The sequence below is a fragment of the Microvirga sp. RSM25 genome (assembly GCF_044784385.1).
Taxonomy (GTDB): Bacteria; Pseudomonadota; Alphaproteobacteria; order Rhizobiales; family Beijerinckiaceae; genus Microvirga; species Microvirga tunisiensis.
Genome location: NZ_CP173039.1, coordinates 1,945,957 through 1,967,098, shown reverse-complemented (window position 1 = coordinate 1,967,098; position 21,142 = coordinate 1,945,957). Strand labels below are relative to the sequence as shown.

Annotated in this window: 21 protein-coding genes; 8 read left to right on the top strand and 13 right to left on the bottom strand. The window is 63.3% G+C overall.

From position 1 onward, the window contains the following. Positions 1-25: 25 nt before the first annotated feature. Positions 26-430 carry a response regulator gene (locus tag ACD578_RS09280; RefSeq protein WP_404292487.1) on the top strand — a complete coding sequence of 135 codons (405 nt, stop codon included), beginning with the start codon at positions 26-28 and terminating at the stop codon, positions 428-430. A gap of 186 nt (positions 431-616) precedes the next feature. Here the strand turns inward: ACD578_RS09280 and ACD578_RS09275 are convergent, their stop codons facing one another. From ACD578_RS09275 to ACD578_RS09220, 12 genes are all read right to left on the bottom strand, one after another. Continuing rightward, positions 617-1,303 (bottom strand): helix-turn-helix domain-containing protein, encoded by a 687-nt coding sequence (locus ACD578_RS09275; RefSeq protein WP_404292486.1) that lies wholly within the window; start codon positions 1,301-1,303, stop codon positions 617-619. Between the two features lie 143 nt (positions 1,304-1,446). Next, positions 1,447-2,562 carry a hypothetical protein gene (locus tag ACD578_RS09270; RefSeq protein WP_404292484.1) on the bottom strand — a complete coding sequence of 372 codons (1,116 nt, stop codon included), beginning with the start codon at positions 2,560-2,562 and terminating at the stop codon, positions 1,447-1,449. After that, a complete protein-coding gene (gene ccoS, locus ACD578_RS09265) occupies positions 2,559-2,708 on the bottom strand; it encodes a cbb3-type cytochrome oxidase assembly protein CcoS (protein ID WP_152713006.1) in 150 nt (49 codons plus the stop codon). The genes ACD578_RS09270 and ccoS overlap by 4 nt, the downstream gene beginning before the upstream one ends. 2 nt (positions 2,709-2,710) lie before the next feature. Next, positions 2,711-4,948 carry a heavy metal translocating P-type ATPase gene (locus tag ACD578_RS09260; protein WP_404292483.1) on the bottom strand — a complete coding sequence of 746 codons (2,238 nt, stop codon included), beginning with the start codon at positions 4,946-4,948 and terminating at the stop codon, positions 2,711-2,713. A gap of 11 nt (positions 4,949-4,959) precedes the next feature. Continuing rightward, complete coding sequence (locus tag ACD578_RS09255; RefSeq protein WP_404292482.1) at positions 4,960-5,457, bottom strand: FixH family protein; 498 nt, start codon at positions 5,455-5,457, stop codon at positions 4,960-4,962. Positions 5,458-5,468: 11 nt separating this feature from the next. After that, on the bottom strand, positions 5,469-6,836 hold the full coding sequence (gene ccoG / locus ACD578_RS09250; RefSeq protein ID WP_404292481.1) for a cytochrome c oxidase accessory protein CcoG: 1,368 nt from the start codon (positions 6,834-6,836) through the stop codon (positions 5,469-5,471). A 231-nt stretch (positions 6,837-7,067) separates the two neighbouring features. Beyond that, positions 7,068-7,964, bottom strand: a complete 897-nt coding sequence (gene ccoP, locus ACD578_RS09245; protein WP_404292480.1) for a cytochrome-c oxidase, cbb3-type subunit III — start codon at positions 7,962-7,964, stop codon at positions 7,068-7,070. Positions 7,965-7,968: 4 nt separating this feature from the next. Continuing rightward, entirely contained in the window at positions 7,969-8,124 is a 156-nt protein-coding gene (locus ACD578_RS09240) for a cbb3-type cytochrome c oxidase subunit 3 (RefSeq protein ID WP_404292479.1), read from the bottom strand. Between the two features lie 12 nt (positions 8,125-8,136). Then, positions 8,137-8,871, bottom strand: coding sequence for a cytochrome-c oxidase, cbb3-type subunit II (gene ccoO / locus ACD578_RS09235; RefSeq protein WP_404292478.1), 735 nt, complete (start codon positions 8,869-8,871; stop codon positions 8,137-8,139). 11 nt (positions 8,872-8,882) lie between these two features. Next, positions 8,883-10,517, bottom strand: a complete 1,635-nt coding sequence (ccoN, locus tag ACD578_RS09230; protein ID WP_404293764.1) for a cytochrome-c oxidase, cbb3-type subunit I — start codon at positions 10,515-10,517, stop codon at positions 8,883-8,885. Between the two features lie 168 nt (positions 10,518-10,685). Next, the gene (gene hemN, locus ACD578_RS09225; protein WP_404292477.1) at positions 10,686-12,035 is read right to left on the bottom strand and encodes an oxygen-independent coproporphyrinogen III oxidase; all 1,350 of its coding nucleotides are present in this window, start codon (positions 12,033-12,035) and stop codon (positions 10,686-10,688) included. Positions 12,036-12,137: 102 nt separating this feature from the next. Further along, the gene (locus ACD578_RS09220; protein ID WP_404292476.1) at positions 12,138-13,019 is read right to left on the bottom strand and encodes a helix-turn-helix domain-containing protein; all 882 of its coding nucleotides are present in this window, start codon (positions 13,017-13,019) and stop codon (positions 12,138-12,140) included. A 187-nt stretch (positions 13,020-13,206) separates the two neighbouring features. Here ACD578_RS09220 and ACD578_RS09215 point away from each other — a divergent pair, with 187 nt between their 5' ends. The 7 genes from ACD578_RS09215 (at position 13,207) to ACD578_RS09185 (ending at position 20,224) form a co-directional block, all read left to right on the top strand. After that, on the top strand, positions 13,207-14,421 hold the full coding sequence (locus ACD578_RS09215) for an amino acid ABC transporter substrate-binding protein (protein WP_404292475.1): 1,215 nt from the start codon (positions 13,207-13,209) through the stop codon (positions 14,419-14,421). 21 nt (positions 14,422-14,442) lie between these two features. Then, complete coding sequence (locus tag ACD578_RS09210; RefSeq protein WP_404292474.1) at positions 14,443-15,318, top strand: branched-chain amino acid ABC transporter permease; 876 nt, start codon at positions 14,443-14,445, stop codon at positions 15,316-15,318. After that, complete coding sequence (locus ACD578_RS09205) at positions 15,315-16,253, top strand: branched-chain amino acid ABC transporter permease (protein WP_404292473.1); 939 nt, start codon at positions 15,315-15,317, stop codon at positions 16,251-16,253. The genes ACD578_RS09210 and ACD578_RS09205 overlap by 4 nt, the downstream gene beginning before the upstream one ends. Beyond that, positions 16,250-16,981, top strand: a complete 732-nt coding sequence (locus tag ACD578_RS09200; RefSeq protein WP_404292472.1) for an ABC transporter ATP-binding protein — start codon at positions 16,250-16,252, stop codon at positions 16,979-16,981. Before ACD578_RS09205 ends, ACD578_RS09200 begins: the two co-directional genes overlap by 4 nt. Then, complete coding sequence (locus ACD578_RS09195; protein WP_404292471.1) at positions 16,974-17,741, top strand: ABC transporter ATP-binding protein; 768 nt, start codon at positions 16,974-16,976, stop codon at positions 17,739-17,741. The genes ACD578_RS09200 and ACD578_RS09195 overlap by 8 nt, the downstream gene beginning before the upstream one ends. A gap of 19 nt (positions 17,742-17,760) precedes the next feature. Continuing rightward, on the top strand, positions 17,761-19,209 hold the full coding sequence (locus tag ACD578_RS09190) for an aldehyde dehydrogenase (protein WP_404293763.1): 1,449 nt from the start codon (positions 17,761-17,763) through the stop codon (positions 19,207-19,209). Between the two features lie 175 nt (positions 19,210-19,384). Further along, a complete protein-coding gene (locus tag ACD578_RS09185) occupies positions 19,385-20,224 on the top strand; it encodes a 3-keto-5-aminohexanoate cleavage protein (RefSeq protein WP_404292470.1) in 840 nt (279 codons plus the stop codon). On the opposite strand, the gene ACD578_RS09180 is transcribed toward ACD578_RS09185, so the two are convergent. Beyond that, the gene (locus ACD578_RS09180; protein ID WP_404292469.1) at positions 20,221-21,000 is read right to left on the bottom strand and encodes an IclR family transcriptional regulator C-terminal domain-containing protein; all 780 of its coding nucleotides are present in this window, start codon (positions 20,998-21,000) and stop codon (positions 20,221-20,223) included. The genes ACD578_RS09185 and ACD578_RS09180 overlap by 4 nt on opposite strands. Between the last annotated feature and the right edge of the window lie 142 nt (positions 21,001-21,142).

Here is a 21,142-nt window from a genome sequence, read left to right as displayed (position 1 = left end):
ATCGAGGATTACACAGGCTTATAGGATGTTTCAGCCCACGGGGCCGGTCATCGTCGTGGACGATGACGACGCGGTCAGAAACTCATTGAGGTTCGCCCTGGAGCTTGAGGGCCTGACCGTGCATCTGTTCAAGAACGGTACCGAGCTTCTTGCCGCGCCGGATCTTCCGCATGGTGGATGCTTCGTGATCGATTACAACATGCCAGGTATGACCGGGATCGAGCTTGTCGGAAAGCTGCGACAACGCCGGATTGATCGTCCGGCGATCCTCATCGCTTCCCAGGTCAGCGATGATCTCTACCATCGTGCGGCCCGATCCGGCTTACGAATCGTTCTCGAGAAGCCGCTGCACGACAGCGAATTGCTCGACAGCATTCACGCTGCCTTGGCGCATCGTGCGGAACCAGAGGTCCGCGTCAGCGAAAAGTGATCCGATCGACCGCAATGAAAGAGCGCCCTTGAAGATGCTCTGGCAACATTCTGGGCCTGCTCCACCCCTCAGTCTCTTCCAAAACTCATCCTTCCCTGCCGTCCCTGCGATGGCAGGGAAGGATGAACATGTCCTAGTCTGAACGAGAGACTCGATCGTACCCGGGGGAAGATCAATGAGTCTCCACTACGTGTTCAGGCGCTCGAGCGCAGCTCTGTTGCTCAGAACGATACGGCGGGCGGAGGGAAGTCCAATGATGCCCTGCCGCTCGAGTTGGGTGAAGGAGCGCGAGACCGTCTCGATCGTCAATCCAAGATGGTCTGCGATATCCGTGCGCGACATGGGAAGATCCAGGGTACTGTCATCGGCCGTACGCTCGGCCATGTCGAGAAGGAAGGTGGCAATCTTCTCCAGGGCCGATTTGCGGCCGAGCAGCAGCATATGGTTTTGGGCCCTGACAAGGGAGCGCATCATTCCCATCGTCATGTCCTGGCCGAGCTGGGCGTCGCTCCCGGTCAGGGCGGCGAGATGGCTGCGGCGATAGGCGACGACCACGCAATCACCAACAGATTCGGCGCAGAACCGATACTCGTCTCCCGCCTCAATCCCGAAGATGTCTCCGGCCAGGTGAAAGGCGTCAATCTGGCGGCGTCCGTCGCTCAGAAGCTTGGAGGTGCGCACCACTCCCGAGAGTACCTTGTAGACATAAGCGGCCTTGTCGCCTTCGGCGAAGATTTCTTCATCCTTGGCGAAGGATTGCACAGAGCCGACGGTCCACGTTGCCGCATCCACGGACTTGCGGAGCGGCGGGGCTTCCAGCGTGAACAAAGGGAGGGTCGAGGAAGAGGCTTTAGTGAGGAGCGCAGTATGCATCGAACCCTCGCGAACTCGTGAACGTGACGTTGGCTCATGGATACCGCTGCCGAGGCTGGGCTGGAATTCAGGTCTGATACCTAAGGAGTTTTCCTTAGGTCGCAATTTAACGGGATCGATTAGGCCTCCGGCGGCCGAGACAGCTATGCAAAGATATTGGCCGCCAAGGCACCCAGGACCGCTCCCGTCAGCAGCGTGGCGTCGTGAAAGCCCAGGAGCCATCGCGAGATTGGGCCGTTTCTGTGGACCCAGAGTGTGGTGCCGAGCATGGCTAGTGACCATCCGGAGCCGACAAGTGCGGCCGCGGCTGAGAACCCGCTTGCAGTCGCGGACAGAGTGAAGGCTGCGGCTCCGGCCCCCAGCAGAAGGCAGCCGAGGGCGGACAGAGGAACGGGGGCGGCAAGGCGCGGAACGAAAGCTAGGGCCAGAGATGGGGCGTACATAGCCATGACATGCCATGCCACGGCACCCACGACAGCCTCTGACGGTGCGCAGCCGATCACGGCCATAGGGGTCGCGCCCATCAAGGCCGTCATGGCGAGCCATCCGAGGGTACCAATCGCGGTCGGTAGAAGAATGGAGCGCCATCCCTGCGCGCGCATCGTCTTCGGTTCCTGCTCCCGGCGTCTCTGATTGGGCAGAACTGCAGTGGCAATGAGCGATGCCACATGGGCCAGAGCGGCTGCGGCAGCCGTGCCCGCAAAGACCTGTGGAGCCGCGATAGCCTCAGCGAGGCCGGCGAGAGTAGGGGCAATCAGGCTTGCCGCAGTTGCCGCGCCGAAGAGGATCAGAACCGCACCGCCTCCCCGGCGGGCAACCGGCATGGCGGCATGGCGATAGAACAGGCTGAAGCCGCCTGCGATCCCGAGCCAGAACGCACCGAGCACGAGGGCGCCGAAATGCATGGACACGAGAGCCCAGACGAGGACGAGGCCTCCAGCTACGCCGAGACTTGCGCCCAGGGAAAAGGCCGCCCGGCGGCCGACGGTGTCGAGCAGGAGCGAGGCGGGAAGGCTCGCGAGAGCCGCGCCGATATAGAAGGTCGCATAGGGAAGTGTGACCAAGCCTCGACTCGGCGCGAGCGAGAGGCCGGCCAAGGGCAGAACGCTGAGGGTCAGAACCTGGGCGAGAACGGAGAAGGCAAAGCCTGCCGCAAGAGGCGCCGCTCCAGGATAGTGGACGACGGTATCGCCCAGTGCGCCTGGCTCACAGATGCATTCGAGCTGCCCTGCCCGGGGCATGTCCGTCATAGACGTCATTTGCGAACATCGTCGTCGGACAGGACACGCACGGCCGCACCCTGCACATCGTCGTACTGGCCGTTCTTCAGCGACCACATGAAGGCCGCAAGGCCGGACAAGCCGAGCAGGAGAGCCATGGGAACGAGATAGATCAGGACTTCCATAGTCAGGCTCCTTGCGTGGTCGGAACGGAATGGGATCGTGCCGGCTCGGCCCGAGGCGCCGATGTGCACCCGCGGGCCCGGAGGGCGTTGAGTGTCACGATGGTCGAGGAACCTGACATGGCGAGCGCTGCGACGAGGGGCGTGACATAGCCGAGGAAGGCGAGGGGCACCGCGATCAGGTTGTAGATGAGGGCGATGCCGAGATTCTGGCGCATGAGGTGATGCGCGCGGCGGGCGATATCGATGGTGTCCTGCACGGGCTTCAACCTATCGCCGAGAAAGACCGCATCGGCCTGAGCCTGGGTGAGGTCGGCCGCGCTGATGGGCGACAGCGATACATGCGCTGCCGCCAGAGCCGGTGCATCGTTGAGGCCGTCGCCGACCATCAGGACCTTGCGGCCTTCAGCCCTGAGATCCTCGAGCGCGTCGATCTTGTCCACAGGCGTGCAGCCACCGCGCCAGAAGTCGATGCCGAGGGTAGCCGCGATGGGAGCCACGGCCCCCGGCCGGTCGCCGGACAGGATGCGGCATTCGAAGCCGCGTTGACGCAAATTCTGCATGACCATGACGGCATCAGGGCGAAGAGCCTGCCGCACCAGCAGGGCAGCCTGCCTCCCGTGCCAGGAGAAGGCGATCACGGAGGCCGTCGGATCGGTTGAGGCCGCTTTGTCCGCGATGCCTTCGGCACCGCAGAAGACAGGGCTGCCGAGCCGCATCTCTTGCCCGTCCACGACGGTCCGAACGCCCTGGCCGGGTTCCTCGACGACACTGTCATAGGGCCGGCGATCCTGAGCCATCTGCGCGACCGCCGATGCCAGCGGGTGATGGCTTGACAGAGCCAGCCGGCTTGCGGCGTCCAGCAGGCCGGGCTCAATATCGCCGGCGTTCATCACGCTCATGGTGGGCAGGGTCAGAGTCCCGGTCTTATCGAAGACGATGGTGTCCACTTTCGCCAGCCGCTCGAACGCGTCACCGGCGTTGAGAAACACACCAGCGCAGAAGAGGGCGCCGGAGGCGACGACCTGCACGACGGGAACGGCAAGCGCCAACGCACAGGGACAGGTGATGATGAGCACCGAAATGGCGGTGATCAGCGCATCATGAATGGATGCGCCGCCCAGGATCCAGGTCAAGGCCGTGACGGCGGCTGCCGTGTGCACGACCGGCGCGTAGATTTTCGCCACGTGGTCGGCCAGTTGCACGTAGCGCGACTTGGCGGCAGCCGCATTTTCCAGCAGCCGTTCGACCTCGTCGAGGAGCGTGCCCTTACCCGCTGCGGTCACCCGAAGGGTCAGGGTGCCGTTGTAATTCATGCTTCCCGCATAAACCTGATTGTCAGCCTCGACAGCCCTGTTAGCGGTCTCGCCGGTTACGAGACTCTCATCGACCTCCGAAGAACCCGAGATGACGATGCCGTCGACCGCAATGCGCTCTCCCGGGCGAACGAGGACCCTGTCGCCACCTTTCAGAGCAGCGGTGGGCACGAGGACGATCTCACCATCGTCCTCCAGTCTGTGAGCGACTTCGGCCCTGAAGGAGGCCAGATTGCTCGCCACCGTGCGGGTCTTCCGGCGCATGGCCTGATCAAGATAGCGGCCGCAGAGCAGGAAGAAGAGCAGCATGACCACCGAGTCGAAATAGGTATGCTCGGCGGAATTGATCGTCTCAAGCACCGAGACGCTCAGCGCCAGCAGGATACCGATCACGATCGGCACGTCCATGTTGGTGCGGCGGTTGCGCAGCGCGTTCATGGCGCTCTGGAAGAAGGGCTGGCCGGCATAGGCCACGGCCGGGAGGGCGATAAGGGCGGCCAGCCAGTGGAAGAAGTCGCGAGTTTCAGGCGTGATGTCCGTGACGTTGCCCGTCCAGACGGAGACCGCCAGCAGCATGATGTTCATGGAGGCGAAGCCCGCCACCGCGAGGCACTTTAGCAGCCATTGGGCGCGGCGGGCCTCCTCTTCTTCAACCAGCCTCGACCGGAAGGGATGCGCCCGGTAGCCGAGCCGCTGCAGTTCCTCCACCACACGGGCCGGCGAAAGCTCCCCATCGCGCCATTCCACGGCAAGGCGATGGTTGGTGTAGTTCAGCCGCGCGTCCAGGATGCCGGGCAGGCGGCACAGGCCGCCCTCGATTTCGTCAATGCAGGCGGCACAGTCGATGCCCTCGACGGCTAGGTCGAGATGGGCCGTTCCGTCGTCTTGGCGCTTCACGTAGATGGAGAGGTCGAGGGTCTCGGCCACCGCAAAAATCCTTAGAGCGAGATGCGGCTCTTGGAGCGGAAGACAGTTTCCGTCTCGCGCTGCAACCCGATGACGAGATCCCATTGGCCTTCCGGTATGGAGGTAAGGCTCTTGAACTGGCCCGGTGTCAGTTCGACGAATTCCAGGACCACATCACGACGCTTGTCCGTGGGATGGGCGAGGCGTACCTCGGGCGTGAGACCTGTGAGAGATTGCCCCTTGGCGTCGCGAGCCGCGATGGTGATGCCCGAGGCCCTGCCATGCTGCAGGAACGCCTCGACGGACCAGTGGCGCGCATCCTGCGCATGGGCTGCCGCGACATCGTTCTTGAACGACAGGCCAGCCTTGTAGGCGCTTTCCGTCTCGACACCGCTGAAGCTCGAGATGGCGACACGCACCATGTAAAAATTCATCGCGAAGATGATGCCGAAGAATGACACGAAATAGAGGAGTACCGTGCGTCCGGTGATGGACCTCGGTGATCGTCCAGTGGTGGCCGTGGTGGACATGGGATCTATCCTTAAGGAGCCTTGAAATGATCGCTCGTGCTGGCAGTGTCGCCGGTGGCGAGATCGGTCAGAACGAACCGAAGTGCTGTCGATTCCTCCGCTGTTGAAGCCGTGTTCGTCACCAGAACCCGCGCCTCGAGGGTCTGATCCGGCCCGACGGTGACGATGGAGCGGCCCTGCTGATCGACTACTCCGCCCACTACATCGATCCTCACATCGCGCAACCCTTCCACGGAGACCAGGTAGCTGCGCTCGTCCAAGTTCTTGTTGGCGATGCGGATTGTGAATCCGTTGCGGATCGAGCCGTCGGACAGACGCACGAAGAGCGGATTGCGGTCGTGCATGACGCTTAAATATAGGCTCTGGCGCATGGCGAGCGACGCGATCATCACCGCGCCGACCAATGCGATGAGACCGGCATAGAAGCCGGTGCGGGGACGGAGGATGCGACGCACTTCAGGACGGCCTTCGATGCGGGCCTGGACATTCATGTCAGTATCGTAAGCGATCAGGCCCTGCGGACGGCCAATCTTATCCATCACGTTGTCGCAGGCATCCATGCACAGGCCGCACTGGATGCAGTCGAGCTGCAGGCCCTTTCGGATGTCGACGCCCGTGGGGCACACGGCCACACATTGGTTGCAGTCGATGCAGTCGCCCGCGGGCAGGCCTTGGAGCTTCAGAGCCTCATTCTTCTTCACCGAGCCGCGCGGCTCGCCTCGGTCGTAGCGATAGGTAACATTGAGGGCGTATTCGTCCGTCATCGCCGCCTGGATGCGTGGCCATGGGCACATATAGGTGCAGACCTGCTCACGCATGAATCCGGCGAGTGTGTACGTCGTAAAGGTGAGAATGCCGATCCATAGATACGCGACATATGACGCCTGGAAGGTCGCGAGCTCATACACCAGGGTCGGCGCATCGGCGAAATAGAGCACCCAGGCACCGCCCGTCCACCAGGCGATCATCAGCCAGATGAAGTGCTTCAGGACCTTCCTGCCGAAGCCTCGAACAGTGAGCTTCTCCTTGTCACCGCGCATCCGTTCGCGCCGATCGCCCTCGATCCAGCGCTCCACCGCATAGAACAGGTCCGTCCAGACGGTCTGAGGGCAGAGATAGCCGCACCAGATCCTGCCGGCGACCGCATTCATGAGAAAGAGGGTCAGCGCCGCCAGCACGAGAAGGCCCGTGATATAATAGACCTCCTGCGGCCAGATCTCGATGAAGAAGAAATAGAACCGGCTGTTGACGAGATCGACGAGGATCGCCTGATCCGGCGCATGCGGGCCACGATCCCAGCGGATAAAGGGCAGGAAGTAATAGGTGCCGAGGGTGATGGCGAGTACCGCCCATTTGATTGTGCGATAATGGCCTTTCACCGCCTGCGGGTAGATCTGCTTGCGGGGAGCATAGAGCGGCGCGTCATCGGCCGAGGCCGGGGCGGAGGCTCCAAAAGGATGGGGAAGGGGGCGTCGGCCATCGAATCCGTCGGTTCGTCTCGATCAGGTATGACGATGGGATACGATGCGGCGAGCCAACCCGCCTTGATCCAAATCAAGCAACGGCCGGAGATTGTCCCCGGCCGCTCGTCTTTCCACGTTTGAACAGGATCAGGGTCTCTGATCGCCACCCAGGGAGTGGACGTAGAGGGTCAGCGCCTTGATGGTCGTATCGTCCAGGCGTCCGTGCCACGTCGGCATGACACCGCCACGTCCATTCATCAGGCCTTCCACTATGGTCGCCTTGTCGGAACCGAAGAGCCAGATCTTGTCCGACAGGTTCGGTGCTCCCAGTTCCTGGCTGCCATGGCCCGTGTCGCCATGGCAGGCGGCGCAATTGTCGGCGAAGATCTTGGCGCCGGCTGCCAGGTCGGCTCCCTTGTCTGTCGGCAGGCCCGACAGGGAGCGGACGTAATCCGCTGCCTGTGTGATTTCCTCGCGCTTGAGCATCCCGTCGCGGCCGAAGGCCGGCATGGAGCCGGAATGACCCTCGTCGCTCGTGGAGCGGGCTCCGTGGCGGATCGTCTGCTCGATCTGGGCGAGAGTACCGCCCCAGAGCCAGTCGTCGTCGTTCAGGTTCGGATAGCCCTTGGCGCCCGCACCACCGGCTCCATGGCAGGGGGCGCAGTTGTCGCCGAAGGCGGCTTTGCCCTGAGCACGGGCGAAGGCGAACATGTCGGGATTCTGCCTGATCTCTTCCAGAGAACTTCCAGCGAGCTTCGCGCTCATGCCGGAGCGCTGCTGCTTGAGGGCGTCAAGATCGGCCACGATCGCATCGCGCGACTGCCAGCCGAGGGCGCCCTTGGTGTAAGACGAGACCAGCGGCCAGGCAGGGTAGGCGATGCAATAGGCGATCGCCCATGCGATGCAGGCATAGAACGTCCACAGCCACCAGCGTGGCAAAGGATTATTGAGCTCCTGGATATCGTCCCAGTTGTGCCCGGTGGTGGTGACGCCCGAAATGGCATCGACCTGTTCATGGTGCCCTTCGTGGGTTCCTTGGGCCATGGGATCAATCCTCCTGGAGAGGCATGCGGGAGGCCGTGTCGAAACGGTCCTTCCGCGAGGGAGCGAGGGCGTAGATCAGCACCGCCAGGAAGACGGCGACGAAATAGAGGAGCCCCCAGGTCTGGGCGAATTCAGCGAAGAATTTGTATGCGGCTGGCATGATCGTCGGTCCTCAGCGCACGTTGGCCTTGTTGTCGTAGAGCTTGAAGTCGACCTGCGTGCCCAGCATTTGCAGATAGGCAATCAGAGCATCGGCTTCCGTCACCTTCTGCGGATTGCCGTCGAAGGTGCGCGATTGGGCTTTCGGATAGCGCTTGGCGAGATCGACCGCGTTTGGGTCGTCGGCATTGGCCTGTATGCGGATATCGCTCTCGGCATGCCTGAGCATCTCCTCGTCATAGGGAACGCCGAGGGTCGCCTGTACTTTCAGCTCCTGCGCAATGGCCGATCCATCGAGCTCGGTCTTCTCGAGCCAGGGATACCTCGGCATGATCGAGCCGGGCACGAGGGCTCGGGGATCCTTCAGGTGATCCTTGTGCCAGTCGTCAGAGTATTTGTTGCCGAGACGAGCGAGATCGGGGCCCGTGCGCTTGGAACCCCACTGGAACGGACGGTCGTACATGCTCTCGGCCGCAAGCGAGTAGTGCCCATAGCGTTCGACCTCGTCGCGTAAGGGGCGAACCATCTGGCTGTGGCAGTTGTAGCAACCCTCGCGCACGTAGATGTTGCGGCCGGCGAGCTCGAGTGGGGTGTAGGGCCTGATGCCGTCCACCTTCTCGATGGTGCTCTTCAGGTAGAAAAGCGGCACGATCTCGACAAGGCCGCCAATGGTTATGACGATCAGCACACCGATGATGAGGATGATCGAGTTGGTCTCGAAGATCTTGTGACGGGACCAGAATGACATGATCGGTTCCTTTATTCCGCGGCGATGAGTGCAGGCTGCATGGCTTGAGGAGCTTCCTCGACCGCCTCTCCGACCGAGATCGTCTTCCAGACGTTCCAGGCCATGATCAGGCTTCCGGCCACGAAGAACGCACCGCCGAGCGCGCGGATGATGTAGAAGGGATTCATGGCTTCAACGGTCTCGATGAAGGAGTATTCGAGGAAGCCGAGGCTGGTATAGGCGCGCCACATGAGGCCTTGGAGGATGCCCGCCACCCACATGGACGAAATGTACAGGACGATGCCGAGGGTGGAGATCCAGAAGTGCCAGGAAACGGCCTTCATGGAGTAAAGCTCCTTCTTGTTCCACAGCCACGGAACGAGACAGTAGACGGCGCCGAAGGAGATGTAGGCGACCCAGCCGAGGGCTCCGGCATGAACGTGGCCGATGGTCCAGTCGGTGTAGTGAGACAGGGAGTTCACGGCCTTCACGGACATGAGGGGGCCTTCGAAGGTCGCCATGCCGTAGAAGGCAACCGATACAACCATGAGCCGCAGAACCGGATCCGTGCGGAGCTTGTCCCAGGCGCCCGACAGGGTCATGAGGCCGTTGATCATGCCGCCCCAGGAGGGCATCCACAGCATGACCGAGAACACCATGCCGAGCGTCTGCGCCCAGTCGGGCAGGGCGGTGTAGTGCAGGTGGTGGGGACCTGCCCAGATGTACATGAAGATCAGCGACCAAAAGTGGATGATCGACAGGCGGTAGGAATAGACTGGCCGCTCGGCCCGCTTCGGGATGAAGTAATACATGATGGCGAGGAAGCCGGCGGTGAGGAAGAAGCCGACCGCGTTGTGGCCGTACCACCACTGCACCAGAGCATCCTGCACGCCCGACCACACGATGTAGCTCTTGGGCGAGAAGATCGAGACGGGGATCGATGCGTTGTTTCCGAGATGCAGGACCGCGATGGTCAGGATGAAGGCGAGGTAGAACCAGTTCGCCACATAGATGTGGGGCTCCTTGCGGCGCATGACCGTGCCAAGGAAGACCAGGAAGTAGGTGACCCATACGATGGTGAGAAAGAGGTCAGCATACCATTCGGGCTCGGCATATTCCTTGCCCTGGGTGATGCCGAGCAGATATCCCGTGCCGGCAATCACGATGAAGAAGTTGTAGCCCAGCACCACGAACCATGGAGCGATGTCGCCGGCCATCCGGGCGCGGCAGGTGCGCTGCACCACATAGAAAGAGCTGGCGATCAGGACATTGCCGCCGAAGGCGAAGATCACCGCCGAGGTGTGCAGCGGTCGCATCCGACCGAAGGACAGCCACGATGTATCGAAGTTGAGCGCCGGGAAGGCGAGCTGAAGAGCGATCAGCAGGCCGATGGTGAAGCCTGCGATGCCCCAGAACACGGACGCGACGGTCGCAAACTTCACAGGACCCATGTTGTAGTTCGGCTTGCCGCCGATGATCAGCGGGGGCAATTGGGCTGGGCGCTCGAAATATCGGTTCACGATGGCGAACACGGCGGCCACGCTCGCTGCTGCGAAGAGATAGGCATGGAAGGCGTATTCGGGCGTATAAGCCTTCGCCGCGATGATGATGCTGAGGAGCGCCAGTCCGGCGAAGGCAAGGGCTGAGCCCATCTCGCCGAAGGTCATTCCTTTTGAGGGTGCTACCGCTTGAGCCACAGGCTTCAACCTTTTGAAAACATCGGCGCGGCCTTGAGCTTCGCCGTCAGCAGATCGTTTAAGGGGAGGGATGGGAAGGGGCATTGATGCAGATCAAACGGCCTGGCAGTCGGACCCGGGCCTCGCCTGTTCGGCGTCTTACAAGGCGCGGGAGTGGCGTTGGGCACCGTTTTCGAGGTAGCGATCGAATACGGCACAGACATTTCTGACGAGGGCGCGGCCCTCGTCGGGAATCGTCAAGGTCAGCCCATCTCGGACGACGAGCCCATCCTGTGCCAGTTCATCGATGGCATCGATCTCGGACCCGAAGTTCGAGGCGTTCCAGTGAAATTCCGATGCAATCTCATCGAGATTCACCGAAAAGTCGCACATCAGCCGCTCGATGATCGTGCGGCGCAGGCGATCGTCCTCGGAAAGGGCGATGCCGCGAACGACGGGGAGCCGGCCATTCAGAACGGCTTCGCGATACGCAACCGTCGTCGGGGCGTTCTGGACATAGCCTTGCGGAAGGGAGCCGATGGCTGAGGTGCCGAAGCCGATCAGGGCCGTCGCCTCGTCGGTGGTGTAGCCCTGGAAGTTGCGGTGAAGCCGTCCATCCTTCTGCCGGCATGCCATGGGATCGTCGGGCTTGGCGAAGTGGTCGATGCCGATCTGGACATAGCCGGCCTGGATGAGAATGGCGGCTGCAGCCTCCCGTTGCTCCACACGGCCAACCGCATTGGGAAGAGCCGCCTCAGGCAGGAGAGCCTGATGGCGCTTCATCCATGGAACATGGGCGTAGCCGAAAAGTGCGATGCGGTCCGGAGCGAGCTTCAGGGCGACGTCCACGGAGCGTTTCACGCTCTCGATGGTCTGGAACGGCAGGCCATACATCAGATCGAGGTTGAGGCCATTCACGCCGGCGTGGCGCAGCCAGGCGGCGACCTGCGCCGTCTGCTCGAACGACTGCACCCGCCTGACGGTTTCCTGCACCTTGGGGTCGAAGTCCTGAACACCGAGACTCGCCCGGTTGAGTCCGGATGCCGCAAGGGCTCTCACATGTTCCCGTGTAATGGTTCTCGGGTCGATTTCGACCGCAATCTCAGCTCCGGACTTAATTGTGAAGACCGCAGCGAGGTGACGCGAGATCCGTTCCAGGTCTTCCGGAGACAGAATAGTCGGCGTGCCGCCGCCCCAATGGATATGGGAGACGGCCATAGGGCCGGGCAGGTGCTGCGCGACGAGATCGATTTCCCGTTCCAGGCAGACCACATAGGAAGCGACTGCCTTGTAGCTGCGGGCCACAGCGGTGTTGCATCCGCAGTAGAGGCAGAGTTCTGCACAAAACGGCACGTGCAGGTAAAGGGACAAAGGTCCATCCGGCGCCAGTTCCGCAAGCCAGGACGCGTAGGTCTCGGCGGTCACGTCCGCCTTGAAGTGAGGCGCGGTGGGGTAGCTGGTATAGCGGGGGACGCGCTGGTCGTAGCGGGCAATGAGTTCTGGGGTCATGCAATGAGCTTGCATGGAAGTCCCATGATCGGCGTTGACCTGGATCAAAGGCTGGCAGGTCTCTGGAATGAGATACCAGAAGGATACGCCACTGCCTTCCATTCAAGGCCACGCGGCATAGGAGCTCGCGCTGCCTGCCCGCTGTGCCTTGGCGCGGCGGCGATAGGTGCCCGGTGGGATGCCGACATGCTTTTTGAAGAACCGGTTGAAATAGCCCGGATCCTTGAACCCTAGGCTGAAGGCGATCTGCTCGACGGGCACGTCCATCTGCTGAAGGCGCATGCAGGCATCCTGCACCATCCTGTCATAGACAAGGGAGCGGGGAGGATGGCCGCCATTGCGCACGCAGACTGCATGAAGCCGGTCCTCCGTGACACCGAGGGTATCGGCATAGCGCTTGATGCTCCAGTGTTCGCGGTACCGAAGCTCGACCAGTTGCCGGAACTGCTGGAGCACGTGATGGCCCGTGCCTCGTACGCCCGCTTCGGGTGACGCTTCTGCCTGAGCGAGGCGCCAGAGATGCAGGCAGATGAGCGTCACATGGGCGCCGATGATCGCCATGGAGCCCCGATCGGGAGCCCGCACCTCCCGGGCAAGGGCCTGGAAGGAGTGGCCGATTTCCTCGGCCCTGTTCTGCAGAAGGTGGGCCGGTACCAGGATGATCCGGTTCCTCATCGGGCGAAGGAGGGATCCTTCAGGAGCGCTGCTGATCGTTCGGATCAGGAAGTCGTCATCCGCCGCCAGCATGTATCCCCGGGCTCCGGCATTCACCCGGACGGTTCGGGCGGTGTGGCTCGGAATCCATAACAGGGACGGCGAGGGCAGCTCCATGGCCTCCTCACCCAGGAGGGTGCCTCCCCGCGACAGGATGAGGAACGCATGGGTGCGCTGCTCCCCCTTGCTCGCCGGCAGGACCCATTCCCGCTCCGACAACGAGGGCGCGATCGGCTCGGCGTGGAGGGCGGCCGTCGGCGCAGACCACATCGTCCCGGTGCGGCTCGACGGCATTTTTGGGGAGGGAGAGCTCGGATCCGGACCTTCGGGCATGTCGGTTTAGTACAATATTTCGCCAATTCTATCCAATTTCCAGGATCGGCGGCAAGCGTAAGCTTTCAAAACCAAGGGCCGAATCCAAACGAGAGCCCTCGATCAGAATGCCCTGGAGGAAACCATGACCGGATATGTGACGCGGCGCCATGCCGTCGCCCTGCTTGCTGCCGCAAGCTGCCTTGTGGCCGGGGCTGCGGCCCAGGCCCAGAACTCCATCAAGATCGGATACGCGATCTCGAAGACGGGCCCGAACACGGGCGGGGCCAGCATCACCACGCTGCCCAACTATCAGCTCTGGGTGAAGGAGGTGAACGCCGCCGGTGGGATCATTCTGTCCGGCAAGCGGGTTCCGGTCGAGATCGTCGAGTACGACGACCGCAGCAATTCGGAAGAGGCCGTGAAGGCCGTCGAGCGTCTGGCGACCCAGGACAAGGTCGATTTCATTCTGCCACCCTGGAGCACCGGGCTCAATCTGGCGGTCGCTCCGATCATGAACCGCTTGGGCTATCCGCACCTCGCCGTCACGACGAACACGGACCGGGCGCCGGAACTGGCGAAGAGATGGCCGAACGCCTCGTTCTGGCTGGGCTTGCCGTCCGAGATCTCCACCTCGTTCGTCGATCTCCTGACCAGGATGAAGGGCGAGGGCAAGATCGGCGCCGACGTGGCGATGATCGGCGTCTCCGATCAGTTCGGCATCGAATTGTCGACTGCCGCCCGCAACGCCCTCAAGAAGGCAGGCTTCAATCTCGTCTATGACAAGTCCTATCCCGCCGGCACCCAGGACGTTCAGCCGCTCCTCAAGGACGCGATGGCGGCCAGTCCCGACACCTTCATCGCCTTCAGCTATCCGCCCGATACCCTCGGCGTGACCGACACGGCGAAGGTGCTCAACTTCAACCCGAAGGTGTTCTTCGTCGGTGTCGGCACCGCGTTCCCGATCTACAAGCAGCGCTTCGGCGAGAACGCCAACGGCGTGATGGGCATCGGCGGCTGGAACGCGGATTCACCGGCGCTCAGGGACTATTTCAAGCGCCATACGGAAGCCGTCGGGCGCGAGCCGGACCGCTGGGCGAGCCCGATCACCTATGCGAGCCTCCAGGCCCTGCAGCAGGCCATCGAGCGCGTCGGCAAGATCGACCGGGCCGCCGTGATCAAGGAACTCCAGAACGGTACGTTCGATACGGTCATCGGCAAGGTGAAGCTCGAAGGCGGACTGCTCAAGGACGTCTGGAGCGTCGGCCAGTGGCAGAACGGCGAGTTCTACGGCGTTGCGCCCGTCGCCAAGGAAGGCGCCCGCCCGGTCGTCGCCCCCAAGCCCGCCTGGAAGCAGTAACCGCCTCTCGCTGAGATTCCCATGCTGATCGTCGACATCATTCTCGGCGGGCTGATCCTTGGCGGCATGTATGCCCTTGTCGCCATGGGCCTCACGCTTCAATACGGCGTCGCGCGGATTATGAACCTCGCCTATGGCGAGGTTCTCATCGCCGCAGCCTTCGCGTCCTACGTGCTTTTCACGAGTTTCGCGGTCAGTCCGCTCGTCGGAATGCTCCTGGTGCTGCCCGCGGGCTTTATCGCAAGCTGGCTGATCTACCAGGGATTGCTGATGCCTCTGGTTCGGCGCGCCAAGACACGGGATGCCCTCGAGGTCGATTCCATCCTGGCAACTTTCGGCCTGCTGTTCGTCGTGCAGGGCATTGCCTTCGTGCTGTTCGGCGGGCAGTACTACAGCTATTCCTACCTTTCGATCCCGATCACCATCGCCGGATCGACGATTGCCGTAAACCGGCTGATCGCCTTCGGTTTCGCGGTTGCCTTGAGCCTCATTCTCTACACGGCGCTGATGCGAACCCGCACCGGCACCGCGATCCGGGCCGTCGCCGTCGATCCGACGGCGGCAAGCCTCGTCGCCATCGACGTCCGCAAGATTGCAGGCCTCGCCTTCGCGCTGGGTGGCGCCATGTGCGCGGCCGGGGGCGTGCTGGTCAGCATGTTCCTGACCTTCAACGCGGCGATGGGCGTCGCCTTCACGATGAAGGCTCTGATCGTCGTCATCATGGGCGGTGTCGGAAACCTCCTCGGGGCGCTGGTCGCCGGCCTGCTCCTGGGCCTGGTCGAGACCTTTGTCGCGCGGCTCGTCGATCCCGGACTGACGCTTGCCGCCACCTTCATCCTGTTTCTGACGGTGCTGCTCGTCCGGCCGACCGGGCTTTTCGGGAGGGCCGGCCGATGAGATCGAACACGATGCCCGTTCTCCTCGTTGCCGGCGCAATGCTCGCGCTCGGTCTGGTCCCGTTCCTGGGCTCCAGCTACCATCTTGCCGTGGCCATCGGCATCCTGAGTCAACTCGTGCTCGCGACCGCCTGGGCACTCTTCTCCGGAACCACCCGCTACGTGTCCCTGGCCACCGTCGCCTTCTTCGGCATCGGCGCCTACACGGTCGCGGTGCTCGGGGAAGTTCTTCCCTGGCCTGTGGTTCTGCTCACCGCAACCATCATCGGCACTGGGGTCGCGGTCCTGGTCGGCCTGTCGACCCTGCGGTTGTCGGGCGTCTATTTCGTAATCTTCACCTTCGGCCTCGCCGAACTGATCCGCCAGCTCGTCACCTGGTTCGAGGTGAACGTCAGCCAGTCGATGGGGCGCTATGTCTTCATCGACATCACGCAGGAATCAATCTTCTGGCACCTCTTCGCATTGGCCTGCCTGGTCTTCCTGGTCGGATGGCTCATCCAGCGCTCGCGTCTGGGACTGGCCCTGCGCGTGATCGGGGATGACGAGACGGTCGCCCGTCACTGCGGAATCGACACGACCCGCGCCAAGCTCCTGCTCTTCGCCATCAGCGCCGCCTTCATGACCCTGACGGGCGCCATCATGGCGCCGCGCTGGACCTATCTCGATCCGACCATTGCCTTCAATCCGGTGGTTTCGTTCGAGGTCCTGATCATGGCGCTGCTGGGAGGGGCTCACCGCCTCTGGGGACCGCTGCTCGGCGTGATCCCGCTCACCATCCTCTTCGAGGTTCTCGGCGCGAATTTCCCGAACTATTTCAGCATCCTTCTCGGCCTCGTCTTCATGCTGATCGTCTATGGCGTTCCCAATGGCGTTGCGGGATTGATCGAGCGCACGAAGCTGAAGCCGCTCCTGCTGCAGACCAGGAGACCCGCATGACCGAACCGCTTCTCCAGGTCGAGGGACTGACCCGCAGGTTCGGCGGCCTCGTTGCCGTGAACGGGCTGAGCATGTCGGTGGGGCCTTCCGAGATCGTCGGGCTGATCGGACCGAACGGTTCGGGCAAAACGACTGCGCTCAACCTCCTCTCCGGCGCCCTGAAGCCGGATTCCGGTGCGATCAGGTTGGCGGGCAAAGTCATCGACGGGTTGCCCGCCCACAAGATTGCCCGCCTCGGCCTCGCCCGGACGTTCCAGCTCGTGCGCGTGCTGCCGTCGCTCGACTGCGTGGAGAACGTGAAGGCCGGATTGGCCTTCCGCGAGGGGCCGCTCTGGGGCGAGGCCGCGACGGACGAGGCGATTCAGCTGTTGCGCCGGGTCGGGCTCGGCGGCAAGGTGGATCACGCCGCGTCCCAACTGACCTATATCGATCAGAAGCGCCTCGAACTCGCTCGGGCCCTGGCTCTGGCACCGAAGCTGCTCCTGCTCGATGAATGGCTTGCAGGCCTCAACCCTTCGGAGTTGCAGGACGGCATCGCCCTGATCCGTTCGCTGCGCGACGAAGGGCTTGCGATCATCCTGGTGGAGCATGTCATGGACGCCATCCGTTCCCTGTGCGACCGATGCGTGGTGATGAGCGCCGGAACCATGATCGCAGCCGGTCCGCCGGCTTCCGTCCTTACCGACGCCGAGGTCATCCGGGCCTATCTGGGAGATCCCGATGCTTGAGGTCACGAATCTCACTGTCGCCTACGGGCTGCATCGCGCTCTCGAACAGGTCGACCTGCGCATCGGCCGATCCGAGATCGTGGTTATCCTGGGCGCCAACGGTGCGGGCAAGTCCTCGCTGCTGAAGGCCATCGCCGGGATCGTGCCGTCTCTTCCCGGCAAGCGGATCACGCTGTCGGGGCAGGACATCTCCGTCCTGCCGCCTCACCGGATCGTCGAGGCCGGTCTGGCGCTCGTGCCCGAAGGGCGCGGCATCTTCGGCGATCTCACCGTCCGGGAGAACCTGCGACTCGGGGCCTATCCCGAGCGATCCCGGGCGAGCGAGAAAGACATCCTCGAGCGCGTCCTCACCCTGTTCCCCCGCCTTGCGGAGCGTCTCGGCCAGACGGCGCGAACCATGAGCGGCGGCGAGCAGCAGATGGTGGCCATCGGACGGGCGCTGATGTCGAAACCGGACGTGCTGCTGCTGGACGAGCCGTCACTCGGCCTGTCACCTCTGATGTGCAAGGAGCTGTTCGGCGCTCTCGCGCGCATTCGGGAGAGCGGTGTCGGCGTCCTCCTGGTCGAGCAGAATGCACGCCAGAGCCTCGCCATCGCGGACCGGGGCTATCTCATCGAGACGGGGCGGATCGTCGGCGAAGGCCGCGCGGCGGATCTTCGCGACGACCCGGCCGTGCGCCGCGCCTATCTGGGCGGAACATCGAACGACAGCGAACCCAATGCCAAGCCGGTTACACCTACATTCTTCCCATTGAGCTGAACGCGGAGCAGCAGACATGATGGACATCAATCTTCTCATCGACGATCGCGACGTGGCCGCCTCCACCGGTGCCACCTTCGATCGACGGGACCCGATCACCGGCGAGGTTGCAAGCCGCGCCGCGGCCGCGAGCGTCGCCGATGCGCAGGCGGCCGCCGACGCGGCGGCTGCGGCTTTCCCGGCCTGGTCCAAGCTCGGACCGAACGCCCGACGCTCGGTTCTCCTGAAGGCGGCCGATCTTCTCGAGGGCAGGGCAGCGGAGTTCGTGAACCTGATGGCGACCGAGATCGGCGCGACCGCCGGCTGGGCGCAGTTCAACGTGAAGCTCGCGGCGGGCATGCTCCGCGAGGCGGCATCGCTGACGACCCAGATCACAGGTGAGATCATTCCGTCCGACAAGCCGGGCTGCGTCTCCATGGCGGTGCGTCAGCCGGCCGGCGTCGTTCTCGGCATCGCGCCGTGGAACGCGCCTGTCATCCTGGGCGTCCGCGCCATCGCGACGCCGCTCGCCTGTGGCAACACCGTCGTGCTGAAGGCCTCCGAGATCTGCCCCGGCACCCACCACCTGATCGGGGCCGTTCTTCGGGAGGCCGGCCTTCCGGCCGGTGCCATCAACGTGATCACCAACGCGCCGGAGAATGCGCCCGAGATCATCGAGGCCCTCATCGCGCATCCGGCCGTGCGCCGGATCAACTTCACCGGCTCGACCCGCGTCGGCCGCATCATCGCCGAGACCGCGGCACGCTTCCTGAAGCCGGTGCTTCTGGAGTTGGGAGGCAAGGCCTCGCTGGTCGTTCTCGACGACGCCGATCTCGATGCCGCCGTCGCGGCGTCGGCCTTCGGCGCCTTCATGAACCAGGGCCAGATCTGCATGTCGACCGAGCGCATCGTCGTCGACAATGCCGTGGCGGACGATTTCGTCGCCAAGCTCGCGGCAAAGGCGGAATCGCTCCAGGCCGGCAACCCACGCCACGGCAATTTCGCCCTCGGCTCGCTGGTCGGCGTGGAAGCCGCCGAGCGGATCGGCGGGTTGGTCACCGATGCCATTTCCAAGGGCGCCAGGCTCCTCGCGGGCGGTCGGGTCGATGGCACCGTCATGTCCGCAACGGTACTCGACCATGTCACTCCGGCCATGCGCCTTTACGGCGAGGAATCCTTCGGCCCGGTCGTCTGCGTCATCCGTGCGACCGGTGTGGAGGAGGCGGTGCGGATCGCCAACGATACGGAGTATGGCCTGTCGGCCGCCGTCTTCGGCCGGGACATCACCCGCGCCCTCGAGGTGGCTCACAGGATCGATTCCGGTATTTGCCACATCAATGGCGCGACGGTGCACGACGAGGCCCAGATGCCTTTCGGCGGCGTGAAGGCGAGCGGTTACGGCCGGTTCGGCGGCAAGGCCGGGATCGCCGAATTCACGGAACTGCGCTGGATCACCATCGAGACGGGCCCGCAGCATTTCCCCATCTGAACAGGGCCTGCCGTGTTTCGGGGCTCGTCGTCTGCCGCCTTTCAGGGGCAGCAGACGGCGGCGGCGATCTCGTCGGGCGTCGTGGAAATTTCGCCTGCTCGGCTCGCTTGCTCGGGACGGCGCGCTATGTGCGGATGGAGCCCATGCAGCCCGGATTCCGGTCGGGAGAGAATTCGTGAAGCCTGTCATCATCGCCGTTGCGATCACGGGGTCGGTCCCGCGCAAGAAGGACAATCCGGCTGTGCCGATCACGCCGGCCGAGCAGATCGAGTCGACCCAGCAGGCCTATGAGGCCGGCGCCACCCTCGTTCATATTCACGTGCGTAACGATGACGAGACGCCCTCGTCGGATCCGGAACGCTTCGCCGCCGTGCAGGCGGGGGTTGCCAGACATTGCCCGGGCATGATCATCCAGTTCTCGACCGGCGGGCGGGGGCGTGACCCGAGCCAGCGCAGCTCCGCCCTCGGCTTACGTCCCGACATGGCCTCGCTCTCCACGGGCTCGGTGAACTTCCCCTCCATTGTCTACGAGAACCACACATCCCTGGTCGAGGAGATGGCCGGCAAGATGAAGGCTTTCGGTATCCGCCCGGAGATCGAGATCTTCGACCTTTCCCATCTGCACGGCGCCAGGCGTCTGGCCGACAAGGAACTGCTCGACGATCAGCCGCACATCCAGTTCGTCATGGGGGTGCAGAATGCGCTGCCGGCGGAGGAGCGGCTGCTCGACATTCTTCTCAAGGAAGCCAAGCATCTCTTCCCGAACTCCACCTGGACCGCCGCCGGAATCGGCCGGCATCAGGCGAAGGTCATGGACTGGGCCCTCGTCCGTGGGGCGGACGCGGTCCGCACCGGGCTTGAGGACAATATCCGCATCACCAGGGAACGGCTCGCTTCCAGCAATGCGGAACTGGTCGAGCATGCGGTGCTTGCCATCGAGCGGCACGGTCACCGGATCGCCACGCCTGAGGAGGCGCGTGCTCTGCTGGGCTGTCAGCCGGTCGCCGCATCTTAGAGCATGTACCGAAGCGACTCGCCCGCCGCGCTCAAGGAGGGCAGGTAGCGCTCGCGCATCTCATCCGCCGAGACGCGTCCGGCCTGGGCGCTGAGGTTGAGCGCAATCGTCACCTGACCGCTCTTCTGGATCACCGGAACGGCAATGGAGCGCAGGCCGAATTCGAGCTCCTCGTTCACGAGGGCATAGCCTTGGGCCCGCGTGGCTTCGAGGACGACGCGAAACTCCGTCTTGTCCGTGACGGTCTTCGGCGTCCTCGCCTCCAGGCGGACGCGCTGCAGATAGGCCGCGATCACGTCCTCGGGCTGGTATGCCAGGATCGCCCGACCCAGGGATGTGCAATAGGCGGGGAGGCGGCTTCCGACGCCTAAGCCGATGGACATGATCCGGCGTGTGGCCGAGCGGGCAATGTAGACGATGTCGTCGCCGTCGAGAATCGCTGCCGAGCTCGACTCGCCCGTCGCCTCCGAGATCTGCTCGAGGAAGGGCTGCACCCGCGCGGAGAGCGACGCCGAGGAGAGATAGGCATAGCCGAGCCGCAGAATGCGAGGGTTCAAGGTGAAGTAGCGTCCGTCGAAATCCGCGTAGTTCAGCCGGGTCAGCGTCAGCAGATAGCGGCGGGCGGCGGCACGGGTGATGCCGGTCAGCTTCGCCACGTCGGACAGGGTGAGCCGCGGGCGGCTGGCATCGAAGGCCTCGATCACGAGCAGGCCTTTTTCGAGACTCGCCACGAAATCCCGGTCGCCGCCCTGATCCTCGATTTCTCCAGCCTGCATCTCGGTCTCCGAAGGGGTATGCTGAACTTTGGTAGCCTTGACACTACCTTCGCGAACCGTACTACATGTGCGCTATAGCTTTCAATGTTCGCAATGCGCACAAACAGCTAGACGATAGGATGAGAAAACCGCGATCCTGGAA

Excerpts from the sequence above, each read along its gene's own strand:
- ACD578_RS09280 (WP_404292487.1), top strand. The coding sequence starts at position 26 with ATGTTTCAGCCCACGGGGCCGGTCATCGTCGTGGACGATGACGACGCG.
- ACD578_RS09275 (WP_404292486.1), bottom strand. The coding sequence starts at position 1,303 with ATGCATACTGCGCTCCTCACTAAAGCCTCTTCCTCGACCCTCCCTTTG.
- ACD578_RS09270 (WP_404292484.1), bottom strand. The coding sequence starts at position 2,562 with ATGACGTCTATGACGGACATGCCCCGGGCAGGGCAGCTCGAATGCATC.
- ccoS (WP_152713006.1), bottom strand. The coding sequence starts at position 2,708 with ATGGAAGTCCTGATCTATCTCGTTCCCATGGCTCTCCTGCTCGGCTTG.
- ACD578_RS09255 (WP_404292482.1), bottom strand. The coding sequence starts at position 5,457 with ATGTCCACCACGGCCACCACTGGACGATCACCGAGGTCCATCACCGGA.
- ccoP (WP_404292480.1), bottom strand. The coding sequence starts at position 7,964 with ATGGCCCAAGGAACCCACGAAGGGCACCATGAACAGGTCGATGCCATT.
- ACD578_RS09240 (WP_404292479.1), bottom strand. The coding sequence starts at position 8,124 with ATGCCAGCCGCATACAAATTCTTCGCTGAATTCGCCCAGACCTGGGGG.
- ccoO (WP_404292478.1), bottom strand. The coding sequence starts at position 8,871 with ATGTCATTCTGGTCCCGTCACAAGATCTTCGAGACCAACTCGATCATC.
- ccoN (WP_404293764.1), bottom strand. The coding sequence starts at position 10,517 with ATGACCTTCGGCGAGATGGGCTCAGCCCTTGCCTTCGCCGGACTGGCG.
- hemN (WP_404292477.1), bottom strand. The coding sequence starts at position 12,035 with ATGACCCCAGAACTCATTGCCCGCTACGACCAGCGCGTCCCCCGCTAT.
- ACD578_RS09220 (WP_404292476.1), bottom strand. The coding sequence starts at position 13,019 with ATGTGGTCTGCGCCGACGGCCGCCCTCCACGCCGAGCCGATCGCGCCC.
- ACD578_RS09215 (WP_404292475.1), top strand. The coding sequence starts at position 13,207 with ATGACCGGATATGTGACGCGGCGCCATGCCGTCGCCCTGCTTGCTGCC.
- ACD578_RS09210 (WP_404292474.1), top strand. The coding sequence starts at position 14,443 with ATGCTGATCGTCGACATCATTCTCGGCGGGCTGATCCTTGGCGGCATG.
- ACD578_RS09205 (WP_404292473.1), top strand. The coding sequence starts at position 15,315 with ATGAGATCGAACACGATGCCCGTTCTCCTCGTTGCCGGCGCAATGCTC.
- ACD578_RS09200 (WP_404292472.1), top strand. The coding sequence starts at position 16,250 with ATGACCGAACCGCTTCTCCAGGTCGAGGGACTGACCCGCAGGTTCGGC.
- ACD578_RS09195 (WP_404292471.1), top strand. The coding sequence starts at position 16,974 with ATGCTTGAGGTCACGAATCTCACTGTCGCCTACGGGCTGCATCGCGCT.
- ACD578_RS09190 (WP_404293763.1), top strand. The coding sequence starts at position 17,761 with ATGGACATCAATCTTCTCATCGACGATCGCGACGTGGCCGCCTCCACC.
- ACD578_RS09180 (WP_404292469.1), bottom strand. The coding sequence starts at position 21,000 with ATGCAGGCTGGAGAAATCGAGGATCAGGGCGGCGACCGGGATTTCGTG.